Source organism: Treponema vincentii (genome assembly GCF_018336815.1).
In the GTDB taxonomy this organism is placed as follows: Bacteria; Spirochaetota; Spirochaetia; order Treponematales; family Treponemataceae; genus Treponema.
In genome coordinates, this window is record NZ_CP050497.1 from 2,222,910 (window position 1) to 2,243,263 (window position 20,354).

The 20,354-nt window shown below is 41.9% G+C and carries 18 protein-coding genes and 1 pseudogene; 9 read left to right on the forward strand and 10 right to left on the reverse strand.

The window, feature by feature from the left end:
- Positions 1 to 77: 77 nt before the first annotated feature.
- Positions 78 to 1,283, reverse strand: coding sequence for a hemin-binding protein B (locus GWP40_RS10105; RefSeq protein ID WP_212565238.1), 1,206 nt, complete (start codon positions 1,281 to 1,283; stop codon positions 78 to 80).
- A 331-nt stretch (positions 1,284 to 1,614) separates the two neighbouring features.
- Between GWP40_RS10105 and GWP40_RS10110 the strand changes: the two genes are divergently transcribed.
- The 6 genes from GWP40_RS10110 (at position 1,615) to GWP40_RS12965 (ending at position 4,352) form a co-directional block, all read left to right on the forward strand.
- Positions 1,615 to 2,079: a MarR family transcriptional regulator gene (locus GWP40_RS10110; RefSeq protein ID WP_212565239.1), complete on the forward strand. Its 465-nt coding sequence runs from the start codon at positions 1,615 to 1,617 to the stop codon at positions 2,077 to 2,079.
- Between the two features lie 3 nt (positions 2,080 to 2,082).
- Positions 2,083 to 2,265: a hypothetical protein gene (locus GWP40_RS10115; RefSeq protein WP_212565240.1), complete on the forward strand. Its 183-nt coding sequence runs from the start codon at positions 2,083 to 2,085 to the stop codon at positions 2,263 to 2,265.
- A gap of 137 nt (positions 2,266 to 2,402) precedes the next feature.
- Positions 2,403 to 3,320: a 4Fe-4S binding protein gene (locus tag GWP40_RS10120; protein WP_212565241.1), complete on the forward strand. Its 918-nt coding sequence runs from the start codon at positions 2,403 to 2,405 to the stop codon at positions 3,318 to 3,320.
- Positions 3,313 to 3,771, forward strand: coding sequence for a flavodoxin family protein (locus GWP40_RS10125; protein ID WP_212565242.1), 459 nt, complete (start codon positions 3,313 to 3,315; stop codon positions 3,769 to 3,771). The genes GWP40_RS10120 and GWP40_RS10125 overlap by 8 nt, the downstream gene beginning before the upstream one ends.
- Before the next feature lie 177 nt (positions 3,772 to 3,948).
- On the forward strand, positions 3,949 to 4,143 hold the full coding sequence (locus GWP40_RS12960; protein WP_230974395.1) for a hypothetical protein: 195 nt from the start codon (positions 3,949 to 3,951) through the stop codon (positions 4,141 to 4,143).
- On the forward strand, positions 4,143 to 4,352 hold the full coding sequence (locus GWP40_RS12965) for a DUF4261 domain-containing protein (protein ID WP_230974396.1): 210 nt from the start codon (positions 4,143 to 4,145) through the stop codon (positions 4,350 to 4,352). Before GWP40_RS12960 ends, GWP40_RS12965 begins: the two co-directional genes overlap by 1 nt.
- Before the next feature lie 74 nt (positions 4,353 to 4,426).
- On the opposite strand, the gene GWP40_RS10135 is transcribed toward GWP40_RS12965, so the two are convergent.
- On the reverse strand, positions 4,427 to 5,347 hold the full coding sequence (locus tag GWP40_RS10135; RefSeq protein WP_230974397.1) for a restriction endonuclease: 921 nt from the start codon (positions 5,345 to 5,347) through the stop codon (positions 4,427 to 4,429).
- 34 nt (positions 5,348 to 5,381) lie between these two features.
- Positions 5,382 to 5,480: pseudogene (locus GWP40_RS13435) on the reverse strand (NAD(P)H-dependent oxidoreductase); the annotation flags it as partial.
- Positions 5,481 to 5,556: 76 nt separating this feature from the next.
- On the opposite strand from GWP40_RS13435, the gene GWP40_RS10140 reads away from it, so the two are divergent.
- Entirely contained in the window at positions 5,557 to 6,723 is a 1,167-nt protein-coding gene (locus GWP40_RS10140) for a leucine-rich repeat domain-containing protein (protein ID WP_212565243.1), read from the forward strand.
- A gap of 271 nt (positions 6,724 to 6,994) precedes the next feature.
- Here the strand turns inward: GWP40_RS10140 and GWP40_RS10145 are convergent, their stop codons facing one another.
- The 3 genes from GWP40_RS10145 to GWP40_RS10155 all read right to left on the reverse strand — a co-directional run bounded on the left by GWP40_RS10145 (position 6,995) and on the right by GWP40_RS10155 (position 9,732).
- Entirely contained in the window at positions 6,995 to 7,294 is a 300-nt protein-coding gene (locus GWP40_RS10145) for a hypothetical protein (protein ID WP_212565244.1), read from the reverse strand.
- 732 nt (positions 7,295 to 8,026) lie between these two features.
- Positions 8,027 to 8,920 carry a leucine-rich repeat domain-containing protein gene (locus GWP40_RS10150; RefSeq protein WP_212565245.1) on the reverse strand — a complete coding sequence of 298 codons (894 nt, stop codon included), beginning with the start codon at positions 8,918 to 8,920 and terminating at the stop codon, positions 8,027 to 8,029.
- 182 nt (positions 8,921 to 9,102) lie between these two features.
- The gene (locus GWP40_RS10155) at positions 9,103 to 9,732 is read right to left on the reverse strand and encodes a hypothetical protein (protein ID WP_212565246.1); all 630 of its coding nucleotides are present in this window, start codon (positions 9,730 to 9,732) and stop codon (positions 9,103 to 9,105) included.
- Between the two features lie 179 nt (positions 9,733 to 9,911).
- Here GWP40_RS10155 and GWP40_RS10160 point away from each other — a divergent pair, with 179 nt between their 5' ends.
- Both GWP40_RS10160 and GWP40_RS10165 read left to right on the forward strand, forming a co-directional pair.
- Positions 9,912 to 11,036, forward strand: a complete 1,125-nt coding sequence (locus tag GWP40_RS10160; RefSeq protein ID WP_212565247.1) for a sensor histidine kinase — start codon at positions 9,912 to 9,914, stop codon at positions 11,034 to 11,036.
- Positions 11,005 to 11,682 carry a response regulator transcription factor gene (locus GWP40_RS10165; protein WP_212565248.1) on the forward strand — a complete coding sequence of 226 codons (678 nt, stop codon included), beginning with the start codon at positions 11,005 to 11,007 and terminating at the stop codon, positions 11,680 to 11,682. The genes GWP40_RS10160 and GWP40_RS10165 overlap by 32 nt, the downstream gene beginning before the upstream one ends.
- A 695-nt stretch (positions 11,683 to 12,377) precedes the next feature.
- On the opposite strand, the gene GWP40_RS10170 is transcribed toward GWP40_RS10165, so the two are convergent.
- The 4 genes from GWP40_RS10170 to nifJ all read right to left on the reverse strand — a co-directional run bounded on the left by GWP40_RS10170 (position 12,378) and on the right by nifJ (position 20,197).
- Positions 12,378 to 13,235, reverse strand: a complete 858-nt coding sequence (locus tag GWP40_RS10170) for an inositol monophosphatase family protein (protein WP_212565249.1) — start codon at positions 13,233 to 13,235, stop codon at positions 12,378 to 12,380.
- A 1-nt stretch (position 13,236) separates the two neighbouring features.
- The gene (locus GWP40_RS10175) at positions 13,237 to 15,066 is read right to left on the reverse strand and encodes an ABC transporter permease (RefSeq protein ID WP_212565250.1); all 1,830 of its coding nucleotides are present in this window, start codon (positions 15,064 to 15,066) and stop codon (positions 13,237 to 13,239) included.
- 23 nt (positions 15,067 to 15,089) lie between these two features.
- Positions 15,090 to 16,205 (reverse strand): hypothetical protein, encoded by a 1,116-nt coding sequence (locus GWP40_RS10180; RefSeq protein ID WP_212565251.1) that lies wholly within the window; start codon positions 16,203 to 16,205, stop codon positions 15,090 to 15,092.
- Between the two features lie 437 nt (positions 16,206 to 16,642).
- Positions 16,643 to 20,197 (reverse strand): pyruvate:ferredoxin (flavodoxin) oxidoreductase, encoded by a 3,555-nt coding sequence (nifJ, locus tag GWP40_RS10185; protein ID WP_212565252.1) that lies wholly within the window; start codon positions 20,195 to 20,197, stop codon positions 16,643 to 16,645.
- Positions 20,198 to 20,354: the final 157 nt, after the last annotated feature.

Below are 20,354 nucleotides of genomic sequence, written 5' to 3' on the forward strand. Positions count from 1 at the left end.
TTTTTAATACTCCTGCTCCTGCCGATGGTAAAAACTAATTGTTTTTGCCATCGGTAAGACAACTCCGTTTTAACTAATTAATGTATAGACCCTTTTAAAAAGCTCCGGCAGCTATCAAGGACATGCTGCACCATCTCTTCTTCAGATACATCAGCACGTATACAGGTAGGTGCGTTCTTCATTTTTGCGGCTTCTTCGACGGAAGTCCCGTACCAGAAATGCATGTGAGGCGGGACAGCGTGGGGAATGGTAATTGCGAAATGAGCCAACTTACCTTTAAATGCAGGATCAGTAGCGGAAAATGCACGATATGCCGGATGTGCGGCATGTGCACTATCTTGTATATATGAACTGCGGCTGACTTCTTTATCACCTTTCCATACGATAATCTCATTTTTACCATTTCCTGCAACAAATTCAATATGAGTAAAATCATTGGCGGTACCGAATGCCTTGTACACCAGTGCCATAATATCTTCTTTTGTATAATCACCGCCCTTCGGATTTTGTCCGGCAAATTCTTTAATCAATTGCGTGTAAACATTTTGAATAGCAGGGCGCGGATCTTCGCAAACGGTAACTGAATTTACCCATTTGCCATTATACAACGCAAGCGGTTCTTTGGGTAATTTTTCTGCTGCCACTGTATTGATAACAGCCGTAAACTGTTTAAGTACCTCTTCTTTTGAAAGATTTGCTTCTACAAAAGGCGCTCGCTTCAAAGGATCCCCATGTACCAGCGATCGAATTCCCCATTTACCGAAGCGGGCATCAAATGATTTTATTCCGGTTTTTTTATCAACTTGAGGAGCCGTAACAACAAAATAGCGCAAATTCTTTAATTCTTGAATTGGTTTTACCGCTTCAAATGTGAGCCAATTGCGAGTCGAATCTTCAACCATAGGGCGTGTACCTTTAAAGGTATATTCACACAAAACCTCTTTCTCAGAACCGTCGGCAGTACGTACAGTAAACGCTACCGTATTTGAACCGTCAAAAACAGCTTTTATCACGGGCGCCGCCACCGCATAATGTACTGCTGCTTTTAATCCGCCTTCACTATAGTACGGCATTGCAGCAGCATTTTTAGCGTATACATCCTGCAAAACAGCATCATCTTCAAAACGGCTGAGGGGCTGCCATGAACCTTTCATAACAGCAAGTTCTGAAGCTGCTGCAGTATCCGATACTGCGGTAGCAGGAACACTGGCACAACCTGCAAGCAGGCACACCGACAACAGAGCAGCCCCTATAGCTGCCTGTAAACACTTTTTAGATGTCATAAAACCTCCATAAAATACAAGGGTAGGGATAGTGGCGCAAACAATCAAAAATGTCAATGGTATTGTTTTCACTTAAAAATGATCAAAATTGCGAATCCAAGAATTTAACGGATTCTGAAAAGATTGTTAATCATGGCTTTGATAAAAAAACATCTTTTAGAAATATGTAATGGATCGGGCGGAGTTTAAGAAGAAATCGCTATAAAAACTTTTTACTCGTTTTCAGCAATATCCCATAGTGTATTAAAATATTTAGTTGCTAAAACATATTGACATCGACTGCATTTTAATATATTTTTATTTTAGTGGCTAAAATAAAAAGGACAATGCAATGAATGATGTAGAAAATCTCATAAAACGGACGGTAAAAATTCAGTATAAAATAAACGCTAATGATAAAAGACCGAGGACTTTCGGTACACAGCATACTTTGTACCAAAGTGAAATTCATTTTATAGAAGCGATAGGTTTGGATGGCGGACACAGCGCTTCCGAGCTTTCGGAAAAACTCGGGATTACAAATGGTGCTGTAACGCAAGTCGCCGATAAGCTGATCAAGAAAAAATTGATAGAAAAATATAAAAAAGCGGATAACAAAAAAACCGTTTATTTTAAGCTGACGAAAGAAGGAATCATTGCGTATAACAATCACGAAAAATTTCACGCTGGTTTTAACGAGAAACTTGCAGCGTATTTAAATTCACTTTCAAAAAAAGAATTTGGCGCAATTGCTCGTTTAGCGGAATTGGTAGATAACAATATTCCCGATTTAAGCTCAAATGAAGGCTTATTTTAGACAATGCAGTTGGCATTATCTAAAAACGCTGCGAGTTTGCGCAAGCGAAAACATCGCCTATTGATTGCACTTTTTCATTTCGTTGCAAAAGTGCGGCAATTCGCCAATCCTCGCTTTTTGATAAAGGCTGCGGTTGTCGAATTTATAGGACGGCTTATTTTAGACAATGCAGTTGGCATTGTCTAAAAACGCTGCGAGTTTGCGTAAGCGCAAACTCGCGGATTATATGTGCGCGTTCCGCGCACGAATGCAACAGTCTCCAAAATTGATATTTTGTTCGACTGTTGCATTTTAAGGAAGGTTTATTTTAAGGAGGATTTACTATGAAAGCTGCTATCATTGTATTTAGTCCTTCGGGACACACATTAGCTGCTGCACGCATGATTCAGAGGAGTATCGAAGAGAAAGGCGGCATAACCGATATCGTAAATGTCACAAAAGACGACAGTCTATTGGCTGCCTCAAAATCGGAACGGCAAAATATATTGGAAAATCGCCTAAAAGAATTCGACGTGCTTTTTGCGGGCGCTCCGGTATATGCAGGACATGCGGAAACTCATGTATTGCGCATCCTTGAAGCGCTGCCTGAATCGGATCAAAAGCGTTCAAAAATTGCCGTTCCGTTTATCACGTACGGAGGTGCTCATTCATTTATTGCATTGGAAGAGATGGGGCGCGCATTAAAAAAGAAAAAATATGTGCCGGTTTTGGGAATAAAACTTGCCTCCTTTCATACACTGAGCAGATTTTTTCGTACCAAAATACTGGAGCACAAGCCCGGCGACGCGGAAGAATGTTTAATAGAGAAGGCCATAAGTACTATTCTGGATTTATGTTTGCATACGGAACATATACAAGACAATAGCAGTTCTTTTGCGTATACCAAAGTCCCTATGCGTCTTATGCTGAACATACTTTCGCAAGAAAAAATACATGCAAAGTTTAAAACCGTATCGATTATACGAGAAAACTGCCATGCATGTAAAAAATGTATTTCAGTGTGTCCTGTTAATAATTTTATTTTTGAAGATGATAAGGTATCGATAAAAGATCAAAAAAATTGTATCTTATGCGGAGAGTGTTTTTATCATTGTAAAAGCAACGCAATCGATTTTGCATATCGAACGGTTGCGCAAAAAAGATTAAATGATGGAAATATTATTTTGGAAAAAGATCTCTCGGCCGTATACCCTAAACGATACGGCTACATAAATAATGAAGGAGAATTATGCTATGAGTAATGTATGCATTGTATACAGTTCAACACACCACGGGAACACTGAAAAAGTGCTGTATAAAATAAAAGAGAAGTACCCCGAAACGGTTCTGATCAAAGCTGTCGATTTTAATTCCGATGATTTTAAGCGATATGATACGATCGGTTTTGCCTCCGGAATTTTTTACTTTAAATTTGCAAAACCGATTGATTCACTATTTGACCAAGCGCTTACGAGCGGCGTACAAAAGCTGTTTTTTATTTACACCGCTGGAGCTGTGAATGCAGGGTTTGAAAAAACGCTGCGTAAAAGAACCGAACAAAACGGAAAAATCTGCATGGGGATATTCGGCTGTAAAGGTTTCGATACCTTCGGCCCCTTAAAACTCATCGGCGGTTTAAACAAAGGTCGACCGAATGAAAACGATTTTAAAAATGCAATCGATTTTTTTGAGAAAAATATTATAAACGCGTAACATTTTTTTCATGCTTTCAAAAATAGAAGAGAAGGGTAGGCAAAATATGGATAAGATTTTTCAACAGGATTTAATCAAAGAAGAAAAAGTCGGCGGCATTTTTATTCGTGCGGAGGATTTAATACCCCGACGCTCTGCGTCGTAACAAAGGGTATTAAAGCCGACTGCAACCACCTTATGAGAACAACAACCTCGACGCTTGCGTCGGGGGTGTTGATTGTAAAGCTCTTGTTTAAAGCGCCGGTAACAATGCCGGCTCGAGAGCAGATGGAAGCAGTGATACAAAAGCGCTTGGAAAATGCCGAATGTTTTTCGTACGATTCGGACACCGCTGTAGCACAGTTTGCCGCCACACGATTGATCCGAACCTGATGGTAAATTATGTGTATAACACCGCGTTCTATCTTTTAATAAATGCTGAGCCCATAGAAACCGGCGACACCATCGACGGCATACCGGATGGTTCAGCACAGCCTGAACGATGGATATGCCGCTACGAAGAATCGCTTATCAAGCCTGTGCGCGAAGTCCTTGATATAGACACCGGTGCCTATGCTGAGGGCAACAGACATTATGAATAAGAAAAGAATTGAGGGGATTATTTTAAGCAATCCGCTAACACTAACTGCGCAAGTTTTTGACAGTTCCCTTGATTTTAATCTTCTTCAAAATAATCCGAATCGATTCGTTTTATTGTGTAAACATCTTGTGTGCTTACCCCAAGATTATTTTCTATCATTAATTCAGTTAATTGCTTTCCATCAAGTAGTATTATTTTTGCATCAATATCGGTAACATATTTTTTTGCTTCGTTTGTAAATGTTGAAGTAGTAATAAATATTCCCTTTTTTGCTTTTTTTCCTAACAATGCCCCTGCAAACTTTTGTATTTCGGGGCGTCCGATAGTACCGCTATCCCATTTTTTTGCTTGAATGTAAATAACATCAAGGCCTAACTTATCTTCTTTAATGATGCCATCAATTCCTTCATCGCCGGACTTTCCAACTACCGTGGCAGCTTCTTTGATTGAACCGCCGTATCCCATCTTAACCAATAAATCAATCACTAATTTTTCAAATTTTGAAGGGCTGATATTTTTAATTGTAGACAATAACTCATCTGCTAATTCGTTTTTTATACTGAGATAACCGCTTTCAAGCAATTCATGTGGAGTAATGCTTTGTTCAATATTATGTTCAATTTTATTATTTTCAGAATTATCAGGCTCTTTTGTCGTCTGGAATTCATTAAAAGCATCATATTCTTTGAGCATTTTAGTATTGATAAATGCAGGCTCCTTTTGCAAGAGTTTCTTTCCTTCTTCCGATATGCGAAAATAACCTCTTTTAGTGGTTAATAATAAACCGGCTTTTGTTAAATATGTTCTTGCCCATCCAATTCTATTATTAACAACAAATGCTGAGCCGCTTGGGAGCAATTCTTGTTTTTCTTTCTCAGTTAACTTAAATTGATTTATCAATGCGTCAGTAGCTTCTCTAAATAAATGCTCTTTACCATCTTCTGCAATTTTCATAAGCGGTAGCATGCACTCTTCATACGTTGGAATTGCCATCATATCCCTCCTAATGTAATTGATATTAAGAAACGCTTTACGCTTGTTGCAGTGCATCCAACCAAGCTAAATAGTCCCTTGCGCTCTGCTCTACCTCTTTCCGTGCAGCTTCGCTATAGCCCGCGTTACTGTCTATGAGCATACCATCAAAGATAAAAATGTTCTATACTGACGATAGGAAACCCTTAAGCTTATTTGCGATGGAGTGTGATATGCTGACTATCAATAAAGACGATATTGCAAGCGTAGATGAATTGCTATTGACGGCAGAAGAAAAAGCAAATCTCAAACTGCTGAACATAAGAGATGGGACACTAATCTCCGTAGTTGATAAAAAAAAGTTAGTAGTCAGTCTGGTTCTTCCCGATAGTGTTACTGAAATCGGCGAAGAAGTATTTTCCGGCTGTACCGGTTTAACACATGTTGTGATACCGAACAGCGTTACGAAAATCGGCGGTGGAGCTTTTAATGAGTGCAGTTCTTTAATAAGCGTAACAATACCCGACAGTATTACTGAAATTAGTTGGAAGATGTTTTTCTGCTGTAGTTCTTTAACACGTATTGAGCTTCCTGACAGTGTTACTAAGATTGACTGGTCGGCATTTAGCTGCTGCACTTCCCTCACAAACATTGTAATACCTGACTCTGTTATTGAAATTGGCTGGGAGGCGTTTATCTTATGTACTGCTTTAACACATGTTGTTATTCCAGCGCGTGTTACGGAGATTGGAGGGCGAGCTTTTGGGAGCTGCACCGGTTTAATAGATATTACCGTTGATAATGCAAATACGGTGTATTGCAGTGAAAATAATATCCTGTATACAAAGGACAAGACAACACTGATCGCTGCTGCTGCAGGTTTACAAGGCGGTATTATCATCCCTGATAGTGTGGCTGAGATTAATAGTGATGCATTTACCGACTGTAGTTTTGTAACAAGTGTTGCAATACCGGTTAGTGTTACTGAAATCGGCAATCGAGCGTTTTCGGGCTGTACCGGCTTAACCGGCATTGTGATACCGGATAGCGTGACAAAAATACGAGAGGAGATTTTTCATAATTGTAGTTCGCTCACAAGTATTGTACTACCTCGCAGTATTACCGAAATTGGCGAAGAGGCTTTTTCCTGCTGTGCTTCTTTAACAAAGATTACTATACCTGACAGTGTTAGAGAGATTTGCTGGGCGGCATTTTACGGCTGTACCTCTTTAACAAGCGTTGTGATACCGAATAGCGTTACTGCCATTAGTGAGGATGCATTTACTGATATTAATCTTGATGCACATTTTATTGTTTCAAGTGAATCGGTAAAAAACTTGCTAAGAGATTGCGGCAGCGGTATACGCGATGAGCAAATTATCGTTAAGCAGAAGTTGTAGCTTATTTGATAATTTGTAATGAGTGACAATAATGTTAAGGTCATTGTCTTTGATAATATCTTTTAATTTTGATACCGTATTATCATAACCCAATAAGTCTAACATTAATTAAGTTTGCATATTTAAACGGCTTAGAACTGATTGAAGAACAAACGCCGAGGAACGATGGGTATTGTCCCTCCGCACGAATCATTATTTGGTTGTTTTCTTTTTAGAGTTTTTCCTGCATTTTTCTTTCCTTACTGTGTTCTGACATAATTAAATTTCCTTTTTATGAATAAATTTCTTCAAAAGAATTCTGCCACGCCGCTCGCATTGAATCCCAATTTGTATGGCAGTTTTCTTCAATCATCCGTGCCGGTGATTTTTTTGCCCATGCAATAATTTGAGCTTCGTATTTTCCGAGCGGCATATCGGTTTTATACAGTGTTGAAAGTTTTTCGGGGATATCCTGAGAGTCAATACGGAAACGCGAAGCGAGAGAACCGTCTGCAGTGTAGATATAGGCATGAGGGATTCTGCGTTTTGTGCAAGAGCGTTCCGAAAAAACCGAAATTCTCATACGTTTCATCAAGAAAATAGTCCGCTGATTTATGACCGCGTTCCTTTGCCTGTTTGTAACGTACGAGGTTGCGCCATAAAAAAACAGTGTCGTCTTTTGTCATTAATTTTTCTTTTATAAAATCATCATGCCTTTCCATAGCAGCCAAGTGGTGATAGATTTTTTCATCACGCAAATCATCTTCTTGATCCATATTTTAAAGATTTTTCCAAAATTCTGCAGCTTCTTCAGGGGGTAATGTATTGTGCCATCCCCTTATTCCGCCATCTGCCGCTCTGCCCTTGTTATTTTCCGTCGCTTTTGTACTCTTTCGGCCGGCTTTTCGGTTTTGGCAGAAAGTTGATGAAAAACTTCTCCATCTCCATCTGTACAGAGAATTTTTGTTACTTTCGGTGTTTCATCGATCCACTTGTCCGCCAGTTCTACGGCATTCCATTCCGCATGAGAGAAGGTATGACAATTTTACCCGTCGCTTCTTTGCTGCAGTTTTTCGCACTCAGTATTCGATTGTAAACAGGTCGTCATTTTTCATTGTGTTTACTTATTTCGATATCTTTTTTCATTTTTTTTCCGTATTCAAAAAGGATCGAATCAAGATAATAGGCTACATCTTCTTTGTTAAATTCTTTATTTCTAATGGGTTCAACGGTTATTGATTACAGAATGCAATACAGGCATACCGGTTTATCATTCCACCGGCCACTTTCTCCGTACGCCCCCCTGGTGCAAAAGCATTACCTGCTAAAACTCATCGGTGTATCCGGTTTTCCGTAGCTTTTGCTTTTCTTTTAAGCTTAAAGCAGAACAACCGGAAAAGACTTTTTCGCCATAGCCTGTTTCGTAAGCTCCAACATAAGAACCCTTTTCAAGTTTTTCTACTCCAATGTTTACGGTCGTTAAACTGCTGCAATTCTTGAATGCAAAGTCGCCGATAGCCCGTATTCCTCTGCCGATCGTAACAGTTGTGAGGTTCGTACAGTCGGAAAATGCGTGATACCCTATGTTTTCTGTTCCATTCCCGATCATAACGGTCATGAGGTTTGTACAGCCGGAAAATGTTCTACTGCCTATAACTTTTATCCCATTTCCGATGGTAACGGTTTTCAAATTTTGACAACCGGCAAAGACTTCATATTCACCCTTGTCGCCTATTTTCTTTACACTGTCGGGTATTTCGATAGCTTCCAATCCGGAACTAGCAAAAGCGCCTGGACCGATTGTGCTTATTTCCTCCGGCAGGGTAAATTCTTTCAATGCAGTACAGCCCTCAAACATACGGGAGGGTATATATGTTAAGTTTTTCGGCAATACAACTTTTGTTAAAAATCCGCAGTATTGGCAGCATCCATGGATAGTCGTAACGGAATCCGGAAAAACAATAGAAACTATGTTTGTTTCTGAAAATGCCTCATAACCGATCTCAACTACCGGAAAATCTTCAATAACTGCGGGGATTACCACCTCCATCTCTGTGCCTTTGTATCTTTGAATGATAACACCGTCACAGGTTTCGTTTAAATCGTACTTAAAGTCAGTTGGAGGGTTTACTTTTTGCGCTTCCTGCGCCGTTGTTCCGGCAATGCTCACTAATGCAAACAAACACACCATACTTACGACAGTAAAATACCTTTTCATAAAACACTCCTCTAAAAAATTATTTCGCAGCACCATCTATTTTCGTTTGCTTTTAAACCACAGTTTCATATAAAGGCGCGAGCCTTTTTGTTATTCTTACTGTTTTCATTGTAAATATCCATTTTTTATTTTATCTTATTTTTACGGATTTATTTTATAATCTGCCACCGACAAATGTTTTATTACTTTGAGTTTGAACCTTTTTTCCCGAATAGAGGACACAGCATTTCTGAAAATGTATCTTCAATGAATTGAAGCTGAATTGGTAAAATGTCCTCAGAAAACCGGAACACGGTGATTTTTATATTCGGGAATTCGTTCTTCCACCAAGAAGATAGATATAGGGCATAGGTACTTCCACTCTTTTTTTTAAAACTTCCAGAACGATTCGTACGGTTTAAACCTAAATGCAAAAACAATCTTTCATGCAAATTCCCTTTTTTGCTTCCAACGTAAAGAACTTTTGATTTATTTGCATTGTTACTCAGGGGAAGATTAAACGGAAATCTATTTTCTTTTTTCTCTTTTTTCTTTTCGTCAAATATCTTTTTTATATCTTCAAGGCGTTCACAGTCGCAGATTTCAAAGATGTAAATACAATTTTTTTCACCTGAGAAGTTCTTAATTCGCTCTATAAAATCATTTTTTAAAGATGCAGAAACGAGATATTCTGACTTGATAACAATCGGGTCATATACAAGATTACGATCACTATTCATGCCGGAAACTATAGTTTTTGTCGCATTGCATTTTTGGATAATATTATCCGAATATTTATCATAATTTTTTTTAAGTTTTTCTAATAATTCCATATTTTTCTCTCCAAGGATTTTAGTCGTTTTTTAACGTTCCTATTTTCCTTCAATCGGCACCACAAACCGACTTTTCGCTTCTATTATACCTCACCGCCCGTATATTCTTTTGGTCATTTTTCCTAAAAAGTTTGGGAATTTTTCCCAAGACATGGATATCGGTTCGTGTTATACTAGATATGGTCGATAGTTTCATTACCGAACAATTTTACTGGAAAATCATGCTGCTAAGTCTTATTAAGAAAATTTTTAAAATCGAGTCGATATTTATCTACACCGCACTTGCAATCTTTTTTTGCACAATTTTTTTTAAGCGGGCAAGCAACAATCTTATTCAAAAACTCGACACGGAAATGTTATTGCTTCAAATGGATCCGAAAAGCATAGTTGCCGGCAGTGATAGTGCTGACATTTTTTCAGGAAATCCTGTAGATTTTGAAGCAATTGCCCTTAAACTGAGATCAGACTACCAAGCTTTCACTTATTTTGATATGCCTCTAAAAAAAGAACTTGAAGCAATCATTCAAAACATTCAAAGCGGTAATCGTAACACGGATGCTATTATCAGTTTTCAAAATCACATTCATGAGATACAGACAAGGCTGAACCTCGGTTACGACTCTCTTTTATATAGCGCCCTTTTTCTGATTGCGATTGCAGCTTTTATAATCCTTGAAAAATTCTTTAAAAATTCAATGCAGCTCGAACAACTTAAAACAATGCAGACCGAACAGAGTAATTTCAGCCGCGACCTTCACGACGGAGTTGCGCAGAATCTTGCCGCGCTCAATATCTATCTTGAAAAAGAAGATTTTTCAAAATCGAAATTTTACGCAAAACAAGCCCTAAACGAAATCCGTTATATGATAGGTTCCGGAAGTATTGAGTTTACGGAAGATTTTGAAAAAATTATACGCGAGATTTGCACTGCATTTGAAGTGAATTTCGGAATAAAAACAAATCTATATGTTGCAAGTCAGAAAATAGGTGCACTCAAAAATACGCAAAAGACACACCTTATCAGAATTTTGCAGGAGGCGTTGAGCAATGTTTCACGGCATTCCGATGCGACACAAGTTGAAATAAAAATTGTGGACGGGATTGATGATTTCCGTTTTATCATCTGCGATAACGGAAAAGGTTTTGAAGAAACCGAGGTTGAAAACAGGAAGCTAAAAGCTGCCGTAAAGCATTACGGACTTACCAATATCAAAAAGCGTGCCCAACTGATAGACGGCAGTGCGGATTTTATAAATGAAGGAGGTTTTACCATTGCAATCACCGTTAAAGATTCTGTTCATTGATGATCACACGGGTTTACGGGACGGAATGATTTTTATGCTGCAAAACAAAAATCCGTCGCTTTCTATAACAGGCGTGGGGACAATCCCGGAAGCACTAAAAAAGCTTAATGAAGATAAAGATATCAAAATTGTGGTTCTCGATTTAAACCTCGACGGTGAAAACTCGCTTGAATCGGTTTCAAAAATGAGAAGGGTAAAGCCTGATATTTTCATTCTGATTTACACTATGTACAATGATGATATTCACGTAGAACATGCCCTTTTGATTGGCGTTCAAGGATTTATTACAAAAGAAGCTTCGATTGATGAAGTTGAAAAAGCAATCCTTGCGGTAGGTTCAGGGAACACGTATTACAATAGCGTTGCAAGCAAAGTTTTGCACACTCTTTTACCGCAGAACAAAGGCAGGCACAGCGTTCATAACGAAAAAAGTTATCTTTTTGATAATTACAAAAGTCTTTCAAAAAAAGAGAAAGAGGTTTTCATTCATCTTGCTGAGGGTCTTGATGTAGTTGAAATTGCAAAACTGCTCGGAAAATCGGAAAAAACAATCTTAAATCAGCGGACTGCCGTTTACGGAAAAATGTTTATTCGCGATCGGCATGATTTGATTGAAAAAGCAAAACTTTTAGGGCTGCTATTTTAATGGGAAAAAATGTAATGAACCGAATCAACCGAAGGATGTTTACAATCATGTTCACCATTGCAAGCATTGTGATTAATTGTATGTGTTCATATCTTGCAGGGCTTGTTGCTTTTCCTTTGTATTTGGATTCTCTGCTTACTATTGCCGTAACAGCCTTGTGCGGACTTATTCCGGGGATTGTATGTGCAATCGCAAGTAACGCTCTTTTGTGCATTTTCGCAAATACAGGGATTCTTTTTATACTCTGTCATATTTCTACCGCAGTAGTTGCACATCTGGTATTTTATTCCGAACGGAAAAAAGCCAAGACACCTTCAAACCCGAATACCTCTTATACGGATGTTTCTTACACAACCGAAAATTTTATGTGGATAGGTTTTATCTCAGCCATTACCAATTCAATTCTGGGCGACACCATTTCCTATCTTTTTTTACTCAGCAAATACCTCCATTCCTCAAGTAGACAACGCCGTTCAAGGAATCTATGTTGTAACACAGAGCTTAACATTTGCGGCATACTTCGGCGGCACCGTTACAAATTTGATAGATAAAGTTTTCAGTGCAACAGTAAGCTTGTTCGTATATAGATTTTATAAAAAATCAATAGCGTCGGCGTAGAGTACTTCCGTTGTGTTTATAATTCATAGTAGATCGGGAATAACCGTGATGTGAGTATGTCATATCACGGGATAGTATTATTTGGATGCCCGCGCGATAATGTTATACACTGCATCATGGATAACCGAGTTGGTGATTAATAAATCATCGATTTCTTGTCGCGGCTTATTCGATAGATTGGTTACCTTACCGCCCGCTTCGCTGACAATCAACTTACCGGCGCAGGAACTTAAGCCCATCGAGGGTTTGACGTTGATCATCGCTTCGCTTTTGCCGGTTGCAAGCCAGATAAGCTCATAGACCGTACAAACAATTATCCGTATGCCGCGTACATGCGGCTGCAATTTTTGTATAAGGTCGAGGACTTTTTCGCTGTATTCGGTATTATAACTCGATGTTAAACAAATACTGACAATCGATTCGTCAAGGCGCGAACGCTGCGACACCCGCAGTTTCATAGTGCCGCAGTACGCTCCCTCTCCTTTGATTGCGTAGTAAATAGCGTTATTCGGCCAATCGAATATGATGCCGAAAATCGTTTCTTTATTTTTCCGTAAGGCGAGCGTTGTGCCGAACATTGGAATACCGGCAGCAAAATTCACCGTACCGTCAATCGGATCGATAAGCCATTCGTAGGGGCTTTCCCCACGGTTTTCGCCGTATTCTTCGCCGATAAACGTATGATCGGGAAAGCGCTGCCGGATGCCTTCTACAATTGCTTGTTCCATAAACCGGTCGGTAAACGTGGCAATATCGTTCAATTCTTTTTTTTCAATTCCTTGAACACTATACTGTGATGCTTCCCGATAGGCTCCCGTTACCAGCGGCACCAAATAATCGTAGAGGTGATGTAATGTTTCTGACGTCATGCTGCTATCCATAAAACTGCAAGTGCCCCATTGCTTTGTCACCTGTTCCAATATAACCTCAGACATCTTATTTTCCTCCTACGCCTTTCGTAACGCTTGCGCCTGTCAATTTATTCACCACCCAGTTGATAAGCAGCACGATAATGACAATCAATAAGTTTAACGCATTGCCGTACTGAGAATATCCTTTTTCGTTGTAATACATCAGTAGGGTTGTTGTAATGAAATTACTATCCACAATCAAAAGCACGAACAACGACAGTTCGCGCATACACGAGATAAACGGCAAAAGATATCCCGACAAGAAACTCGGCTTTTGAATCGGAAAGATAATTTTCAGCATCCGTTTCCACCACGGCGTATTGGTTAAAATTGCAGCTTCTTCTATTTCACCTGACAGTTGCAGCATCGCGCCTGTAGCGGACTTCGTTGCAAAAGGCATATATTTAATCGCACCGACCAACACGAGCAGAAAAAACGATCCGTATAAAAACGACCAGTTAACCGATAGCGCAAGGTACGCCATACCGAACGCCATCGAAGGAATAAGATATGGAATAAACGCAAGTGTGCTCACGATTTTTGATAGCTCGGAATGCCGTTTGTTTACAACCGCGTAGCCGACCAACAATCCGCACGTACCGGCAATCAGTGCGCAGGCAAGTGAGAGTAGTAAGCTATGCCACAGCGCACTCCATACATGCGCATTGACCAAAATACCGCCTTCCCAGTTATAGTATTGCGCTTGCAGAGCTTGAGAATTGGGATCACCGATCCAGAAATTAAACGACATATTGCCGAGTGTATAATTACCGGCGCTTTTCAGTACCGATTCCAGTGCAAAGGTGATCATCGGCAGAATGGAGATAGCGAAGACGATAAGAAGACCTGCTGCTGCAAGCGGACGCCGCGCTGCTTTTAGATTGATGAATGATACTTGCGAACTCTTACCGGTTACCGTTGTGTATGACTTCCGTTTTCCGGTAAACAGGTTGTTGATGCCCAGTACGAATAGCCCTAATACTACCAGCACGATACCGACTGCATAGCCTTGCGCCGGATATGCCTGATTAAAGTAGGTCATCGAGGTGGTTAACGTCATAAAGCCGATAGGAGTACCGAGAAAAACGGGTACGGCATACGCACTTACGGAACTGGCGAACACCAGCAAAAACGTATTCATCATCGCGGGAGCTACAATCGGCAAGGTAATCTTTGTAAGGATTCTCCAACGAGGCGTTTTTAGAATGGTTGCCGCTTCTTCAAGATTGGCATCCATGTTTTTCAGAATACCGCCGATCAGAATATAGGCAAACGGCGCATAGTGAATACCGAGCGTCATCCCGATAGGGAACCGTCCGTAAACAAACCACTCCGGCGCATAGACATGGAACAACGAAGCGATAATCCCGTTTGCACTGCATCCGTGCACCGTTACGTTAGCAAACATATTGTGCCAAAAAAGCGCAATCGTCCACGACGGCATAATGTACGGAAATAAAAGCAGCGCCGATATCGGTTTTTTCAGCGGGATGTTCGTCCGGTTGATAAACCATGCAAATACTCCGCCGATAACAATCGCAACTGCGGAAGCAATCAACGCCATGGAGATTGAGTTAAACAGCGGAACGTAAAAGTAATTTTTACTGTAGTTATACTCCGACGTGAGTAAAAGCGATTTCCATCCGCTGAGCGATATGCTTCCCGCCGGCTCTCCATGAAACAAAGCCTCCCGTAAATGTACGGTAAAACTTTCGATAATCATCGAAATGAGCGGGAAGATAGTCGTTGCACCGAGTAAAATGAGCGCAACGGTAAGAATGATATTTGAGGGCTGAGAGAAAAACGCTTTTAACTTGTTGCCGGCCCTCTTCACGGTAAGTGTCATAGGTTTCATATATATACAAGATACAAACCGGATCAATTATACCCTTCAAGAAGTTTGACAATCGATGCCCAATCTGATTTTACATCGGTATAATTTTCCAGTACAAATCCGTCGAGTAACGAATCTATGTCCTGTTGTACCATGCTATTTGTAGAATACACTCCATTCCCTTCCTGATAGGTTGCAATGCCTTCTGCCGTTGACAGATAGTTAATAAAAAGCATCGCCGTATATGGACGGTTGGTTGTTTTTGCAATCTGTGTATAAAATTTATACGCATAACCGTTAAAGCCTTTCATTTTATTGAAAAATTTTACTTTGTTGTACGTTCCCTCTGCACCGGTTGAATACTTTGTTACCGGAGAAAATCCGATAACGGGCTTTTCCGCATCGACAACAATCTTGGAGGCTATCTTTCCTTCACTTTCGTAATCGGTTGCTTTTTTCAAAAAACCGTCTATAAATAGATAGCCTGCATTCTTAAAGTTTCCGGCAGCAACAGCGGAATCACATGTTCCTGCGCCGTATTTTTCGTCATAGGCAGCAGATAATTTTTGCGCCCATGCATCGGTTGTCAACGCTGCCATAAACAGCTGATTAATCGGTTCTCCCGCTTTCCGGTAATAGACTGCGGATGAGGTATCGATTAAATCCCACACATTGGTGATCTGTTCATCGAATTTTTTATCCATTGCAAATTCTTTAAAATAGTACATAAACGCGTACATATCGCTCTTCGCTGCGCCGGGTACAACGGGATTATAATTGATAAGATTTCCAGCGCCTAATTCAACACTTAAAGAAGCTCCGTTCTGGGTAACGACTGCATCAATTTCTGCCGAACCGCCGTCAATCAGCTTTTCAATAGCAGAATAGAAATCTTTTTCATTCTGCTTTACGCCGGAACCGGTTCCTTGCAGTCCGTATTTAGCAAAGAACGCCTTGACCGTTTTATCGGTTTTCGAGGATGTGGAGTACACGGTAAAATCACCGGTTTCCGCCTTTGCACGCTCGATTAACTGTTCAATGCTTGTGTCTTTCGCATTATTGATAACACTCAGCACATCGTCCGCTTTCTTTTGCTGCCCGCATCCGGCAATAAGCCCGATTAACAACAAACAAACCGCTACAATTCCAAATTTTTTCATGTTAGAAGACTTTTTTTTAGCTCCTATAAATTTTTGAAAAACACTATAGCATCCTAAGAGCCTCAAAACGGTTTTTCAAGAGCCCGGATGGGGTTAATTACACCGCAGCTTTCAAAAACTTGTCAACGAAAAATATAAAAATATGTGGGATATGAAAGGAGATGGTTTTTCAATACTCTTGCGGCTTATCTTGCTGCCTTAAACTATTTGCGGCGGGGCTTCGGGAGGCTGGTAGAAAGCCTCGTGTTTTACGGCGCGACACATCGGAGATGCTTCTTCACGAATAAAAAAAGGCGCCGCAAAACTTTTACAGCGCCTTTCATACCAAAGCCGCTTGCCTCCAACAGGAAGCAAGCGGCTTGTTTTTATCGTTACATCACTGAATACCTCTAACAATCTCGTTTGATCGTTAGAGGTTTTCTCTATTCTGTATCCGCTTAGAACGGGCGGTCGGCAAGGTATTTATACTCCTGCCAGCGCCGCTTCGCCTTCGCAACCGCTTTATCAAGCAGCATTTGAGCGCGTTCGGGGTTTGCATTCTTTAACGACTTGAAGCGTACTTCTTTGTACATAAAGTCTGCAAGGTTAAAGTCCGGCTCTTTGCTGTCAAGCTGGAAGGGGTTCTTGCCTTGATCCGTTAAGCGCGGGTCGTAGCGGTACAACGGCCACAGACCGCAGGTAACAGCCTCTTTCTGGTTCGACATACCCTTCGTCATGTTGATACCGTGGTTGATACAATGGCTGTATGCGATGATGATCGAAGGCCCGTCATAGCTTTCCGCTTCACGGAATGCTTTGATAACCTGCGACATATTTGCACCCATGGAAACCTGTGCAACATACACATAGCCGTAGCTCATCGCCATCATACCGAGGTCTTTTTTGCTGGTCTCCTTACCGGATGCGGCGAATTTTGCGATAGCGCCGATCTGCGTTGCCTTTGACATCTGACCGCCGGTGTTGGAATACACCTCCGTATCGAGTACCAGTACGTTGATGTTTCTACCGGAAGCAAGCACGTGATCCAAGCCGCCGTAGCCGATATCGTATGCCCAGCCGTCACCGCCGAGTATCCATACGGAACGCTTAACAAAGTGATCGGTCAAGGACAGCAGCTCTTTTGCAAGCGGGTCGGAAGATTTTTCCAATTCCTTTTTCAGATCGGCAACAAAGCCGCGCTGCTCATCGATTGCCGCATCATCGGCCTGCGTATTGCTCAACACCTTATCGATAGTGGCCGCAGCGATACCTTTCTCTTTGAGCTTTCCGGCAACTTCGCGCGCGTATTCCGCAAGCTTATCGCTGGTTAAGCGCATACCGTAACCGAATTCGGCAGCATCTTCAAAGAGGGAGTTCGACCATACCGGCCCTCGTCCGTCCGCGCGTTTTGCATACGGAGTCGTGGGGAGGTTACCGCCGTAAATGGAAGAACAACCGGTTGCGTTTGCAATAACGGCACGATCGCCGAAGAGTCGCGACAGAACACCGATATAGGGAGTTTCACCGCAACCTGCGCAAGCGCCGGAGAACTCGAAGAGTGGGCGGCGCATACCGATACCTTTCGGCTGGCTCAAGTTGACCTTGCGCGTATCGGGGTCGGGAAGGCTCATAAAGAACTTCCAATTTTCCGATTCAACAGCACGGTGCTCGACAAAGCCTTCCATATTAATCGCTCTAATCGCCGGATTTTCCTTAGACTTTGCAGGACACTGCTCCACGCAGATACCACATCCCGTACAATCTTCGGGAGAAACCTGAATGGTAAAGAGGGAATTATCGAATTCCTTGCCCTTATACGGTATAGAGCGGAATGCGGAAGGCGCATGGCCGATATTGGATTTATCGTAGACCTTCATTCTGATAGCAGCATGAGGACACACAATGGTACACTGACCGCACTGAATACAGAGTTCGCTCTTCCAAATCGGGATATGCTCTGCAATTGCACGTTTTTCATACTGAGTCGTTGCAGTCGGGAAGGTACCGTCTGCCGGAATTTCACTTACCTTTACCGCATCACCTTCATTGATAGCGATTTTACCTAATATTTTGCGGACAAACTCCGGCGCATCGGCGCTCATTGCGGCATGGCGAGAAAGTTTACTCGTCGCCTCTTTGGGATAGGTAACCTGTTCAACCCCTTCAAGCGCCATATCGATGGTCTTGATGTTCTTCTGAACGATTTCCGGTCCTTTCTTGCCGTAGGATTTTTCGATAAATTTCTTAATCAGCGCTACCGCTTCGTCCTCGGGCAAAATACCGAAAATTTTAAAGAATGCGGTCTGCATAACGACGTTGATACGGTTGCCCATACCCGCTTTTTCCGCAATCTTGACACCGTCGATAACGTAGAACTTCGCTTCTTTCGCGATAAGGTCTTTCTGCACTTCTATCGGCAGATGCTCCCATACTTCATCCTTATTCCAGTGGCTGTTTAAAAGGAAAGTACCGCCTTTTTTAAGGCTCTTGAGCATATCGTAGGTTTCGAGGAAGGTGAATTTATGACACGCAATAAAGTCTGCTTGTCCGACGAGGTAGGGCTTGCGGATCTTTTTCTTGCCGAAGCGCAGGTGCGATGTGGTAATTGATCCGGACTTCTTGGAGTCGTACACAAAATAGGCTTGCGCGTTGTTGTCGGTCGCTTCACCGATAATTTTGATGGAGTTCTTGTTAGCGCCGACCGTACCGTCCGAGCCGAGCCCGTAGAACATCGCCTGATGCATACCGGAATCGTCAACATGGAAGTGATGATCGTAGGCAAGGCTTACATGCGTTACGTCGTCTTCGATACCAACGGCAAAGTTGCTCTTCCTTTCTCCTTCCATATTATCAAATACGGCTTTAACCATTGCCGGAGTGAATTCTTTTGAACCCATACCGTAGCGACCGCCGAGGATAACGGGATAGTGAGTAAAGGGGCATTTCTTTGCAGCCTGCATTTCACCGATTGCAGTGCGCACATCTTCGTAGAGGGCTTCGCCGAGCGAGCCGGGTTCTTTCGAGCGGTCGAGTACGGTGATATTCTGTACGGAAGCGGGCAATGCTTTTACAAAGGCTTCCGCGCTGAAGGGGCGGTATAAGCGTACTTTCAGTAAGCCGTACTTTTTACCTTGGCTATTCAGATAGTCTACGGTCTCTTCTACCGTGTCAGCACCTGAACCCATCAGAATGATGACCGATTCCGCATTGGGATCGCCATAATAGTCGAACAAGTGATAAGCGCGTCCGGTTAAGGTCGCGTATTTATCCATAACCCGCTGAACGATTTCGGGGGTTGCCAGATAGTATTTATTAACCGCTTCGCGCGCTTGGAAGTATACGTCGGGGTTCTGAGCGGTTCCGCGAATCATCGGTTTTTCCGGCGTTAAGCCGCGGAGACGGTGTGCGCGTACCAGATCGTCATTGACCATCTGGCGCATCACATCCTGCGAAACTTCTTCAATCTTCTGAATTTCGTGAGAGGTTCTAAAACCGTCGAAGAAGTGGAGGAACGGAACGCGCGCTTCAAGCGTCGCAGTATGAGCGATAATCGCGAGATCCATAACTTCCTGTACGGAGTTGGAAGCCAGCATTGCCCAACCGGTTTGGCGGCATGCCATAACGTCCTGATGGTCGCCGAAGATGGAGAGTGCGCTGGTTGCCAGAGCACGGGCTGCAACGTGGAATACCGTGCTGGTAAGCTCACCGGCAATTTTGTACATATTGGGGATCATCAGTAAGAGACCCTGTGATGCGGTAAAGGTTGAAGAGAGCGCTCCCGTGGTTAATGCACCGTGAACGGCTCCGGAGGCTCCTCCTTCGGATTGCAGTTCGACGACTTGCGGCACGGTTCCCCAGATATTGGTTTTTCCGTGGGCGGAATACTCATCGGCAACTTCCCCCATCGGGCTTGACGGCGTGATAGGATAAATTGCGATAACTTCGCTGAGTGCATGCGCGACATGACCGGCGGCAGTATTACCGTCAATCATTACGAGGTTTTTTTCAGGCATAGTATCGTCCTTCTAAAGTATGGTGTGAATGGGTGCGTATACTATATTATTCAATATAATATATCCGATTTGCATACAGCATAGTCTTTTAATGCAAAAAGTGCAAGAGTTGGACAATAGTTTCTTTTTGCCGTTTAAGTGCATTTTAAACGGAGCT

What these genes read in the sequence shown, in the direction of transcription:
- GWP40_RS10120 (WP_212565241.1), top strand. Translation starts at nt 2,403, where the DNA reads ATGAAAGCTGCTATCATTGTATTTAGTCCTTCGGGACACACATTAGCT.
- nifJ (WP_212565252.1), bottom strand. Translation starts at nt 20,197, where the DNA reads ATGCCTGAAAAAAACCTCGTAATGATTGACGGTAATACTGCCGCCGGT.
- GWP40_RS10105 (WP_212565238.1), bottom strand. Translation starts at nt 1,283, where the DNA reads ATGACATCTAAAAAGTGTTTACAGGCAGCTATAGGGGCTGCTCTGTTG.
- GWP40_RS10155 (WP_212565246.1), bottom strand. Translation starts at nt 9,732, where the DNA reads ATGGAATTATTAGAAAAACTTAAAAAAAATTATGATAAATATTCGGAT.
- GWP40_RS10170 (WP_212565249.1), bottom strand. Translation starts at nt 13,235, where the DNA reads ATGTCTGAGGTTATATTGGAACAGGTGACAAAGCAATGGGGCACTTGC.
- GWP40_RS12960 (WP_230974395.1), top strand. Translation starts at nt 3,949, where the DNA reads ATGAGAACAACAACCTCGACGCTTGCGTCGGGGGTGTTGATTGTAAAG.
- GWP40_RS10140 (WP_212565243.1), top strand. Translation starts at nt 5,557, where the DNA reads ATGCTGACTATCAATAAAGACGATATTGCAAGCGTAGATGAATTGCTA.
- GWP40_RS10135 (WP_230974397.1), bottom strand. Translation starts at nt 5,347, where the DNA reads ATGATGGCAATTCCAACGTATGAAGAGTGCATGCTACCGCTTATGAAA.
- GWP40_RS12965 (WP_230974396.1), top strand. Translation starts at nt 4,143, where the DNA reads ATGGTAAATTATGTGTATAACACCGCGTTCTATCTTTTAATAAATGCT.
- GWP40_RS10175 (WP_212565250.1), bottom strand. Translation starts at nt 15,066, where the DNA reads ATGAAACCTATGACACTTACCGTGAAGAGGGCCGGCAACAAGTTAAAA.
- GWP40_RS10160 (WP_212565247.1), top strand. Translation starts at nt 9,912, where the DNA reads ATGGTCGATAGTTTCATTACCGAACAATTTTACTGGAAAATCATGCTG.
- GWP40_RS10180 (WP_212565251.1), bottom strand. Translation starts at nt 16,205, where the DNA reads ATGAAAAAATTTGGAATTGTAGCGGTTTGTTTGTTGTTAATCGGGCTT.
- GWP40_RS10115 (WP_212565240.1), top strand. Translation starts at nt 2,083, where the DNA reads ATGCAGTTGGCATTATCTAAAAACGCTGCGAGTTTGCGCAAGCGAAAA.
- GWP40_RS10150 (WP_212565245.1), bottom strand. Translation starts at nt 8,920, where the DNA reads ATGAAAAGGTATTTTACTGTCGTAAGTATGGTGTGTTTGTTTGCATTA.
- GWP40_RS10110 (WP_212565239.1), top strand. Translation starts at nt 1,615, where the DNA reads ATGAATGATGTAGAAAATCTCATAAAACGGACGGTAAAAATTCAGTAT.
- GWP40_RS10125 (WP_212565242.1), top strand. Translation starts at nt 3,313, where the DNA reads ATGAGTAATGTATGCATTGTATACAGTTCAACACACCACGGGAACACT.
- GWP40_RS10145 (WP_212565244.1), bottom strand. Translation starts at nt 7,294, where the DNA reads ATGAAACGTATGAGAATTTCGGTTTTTTCGGAACGCTCTTGCACAAAA.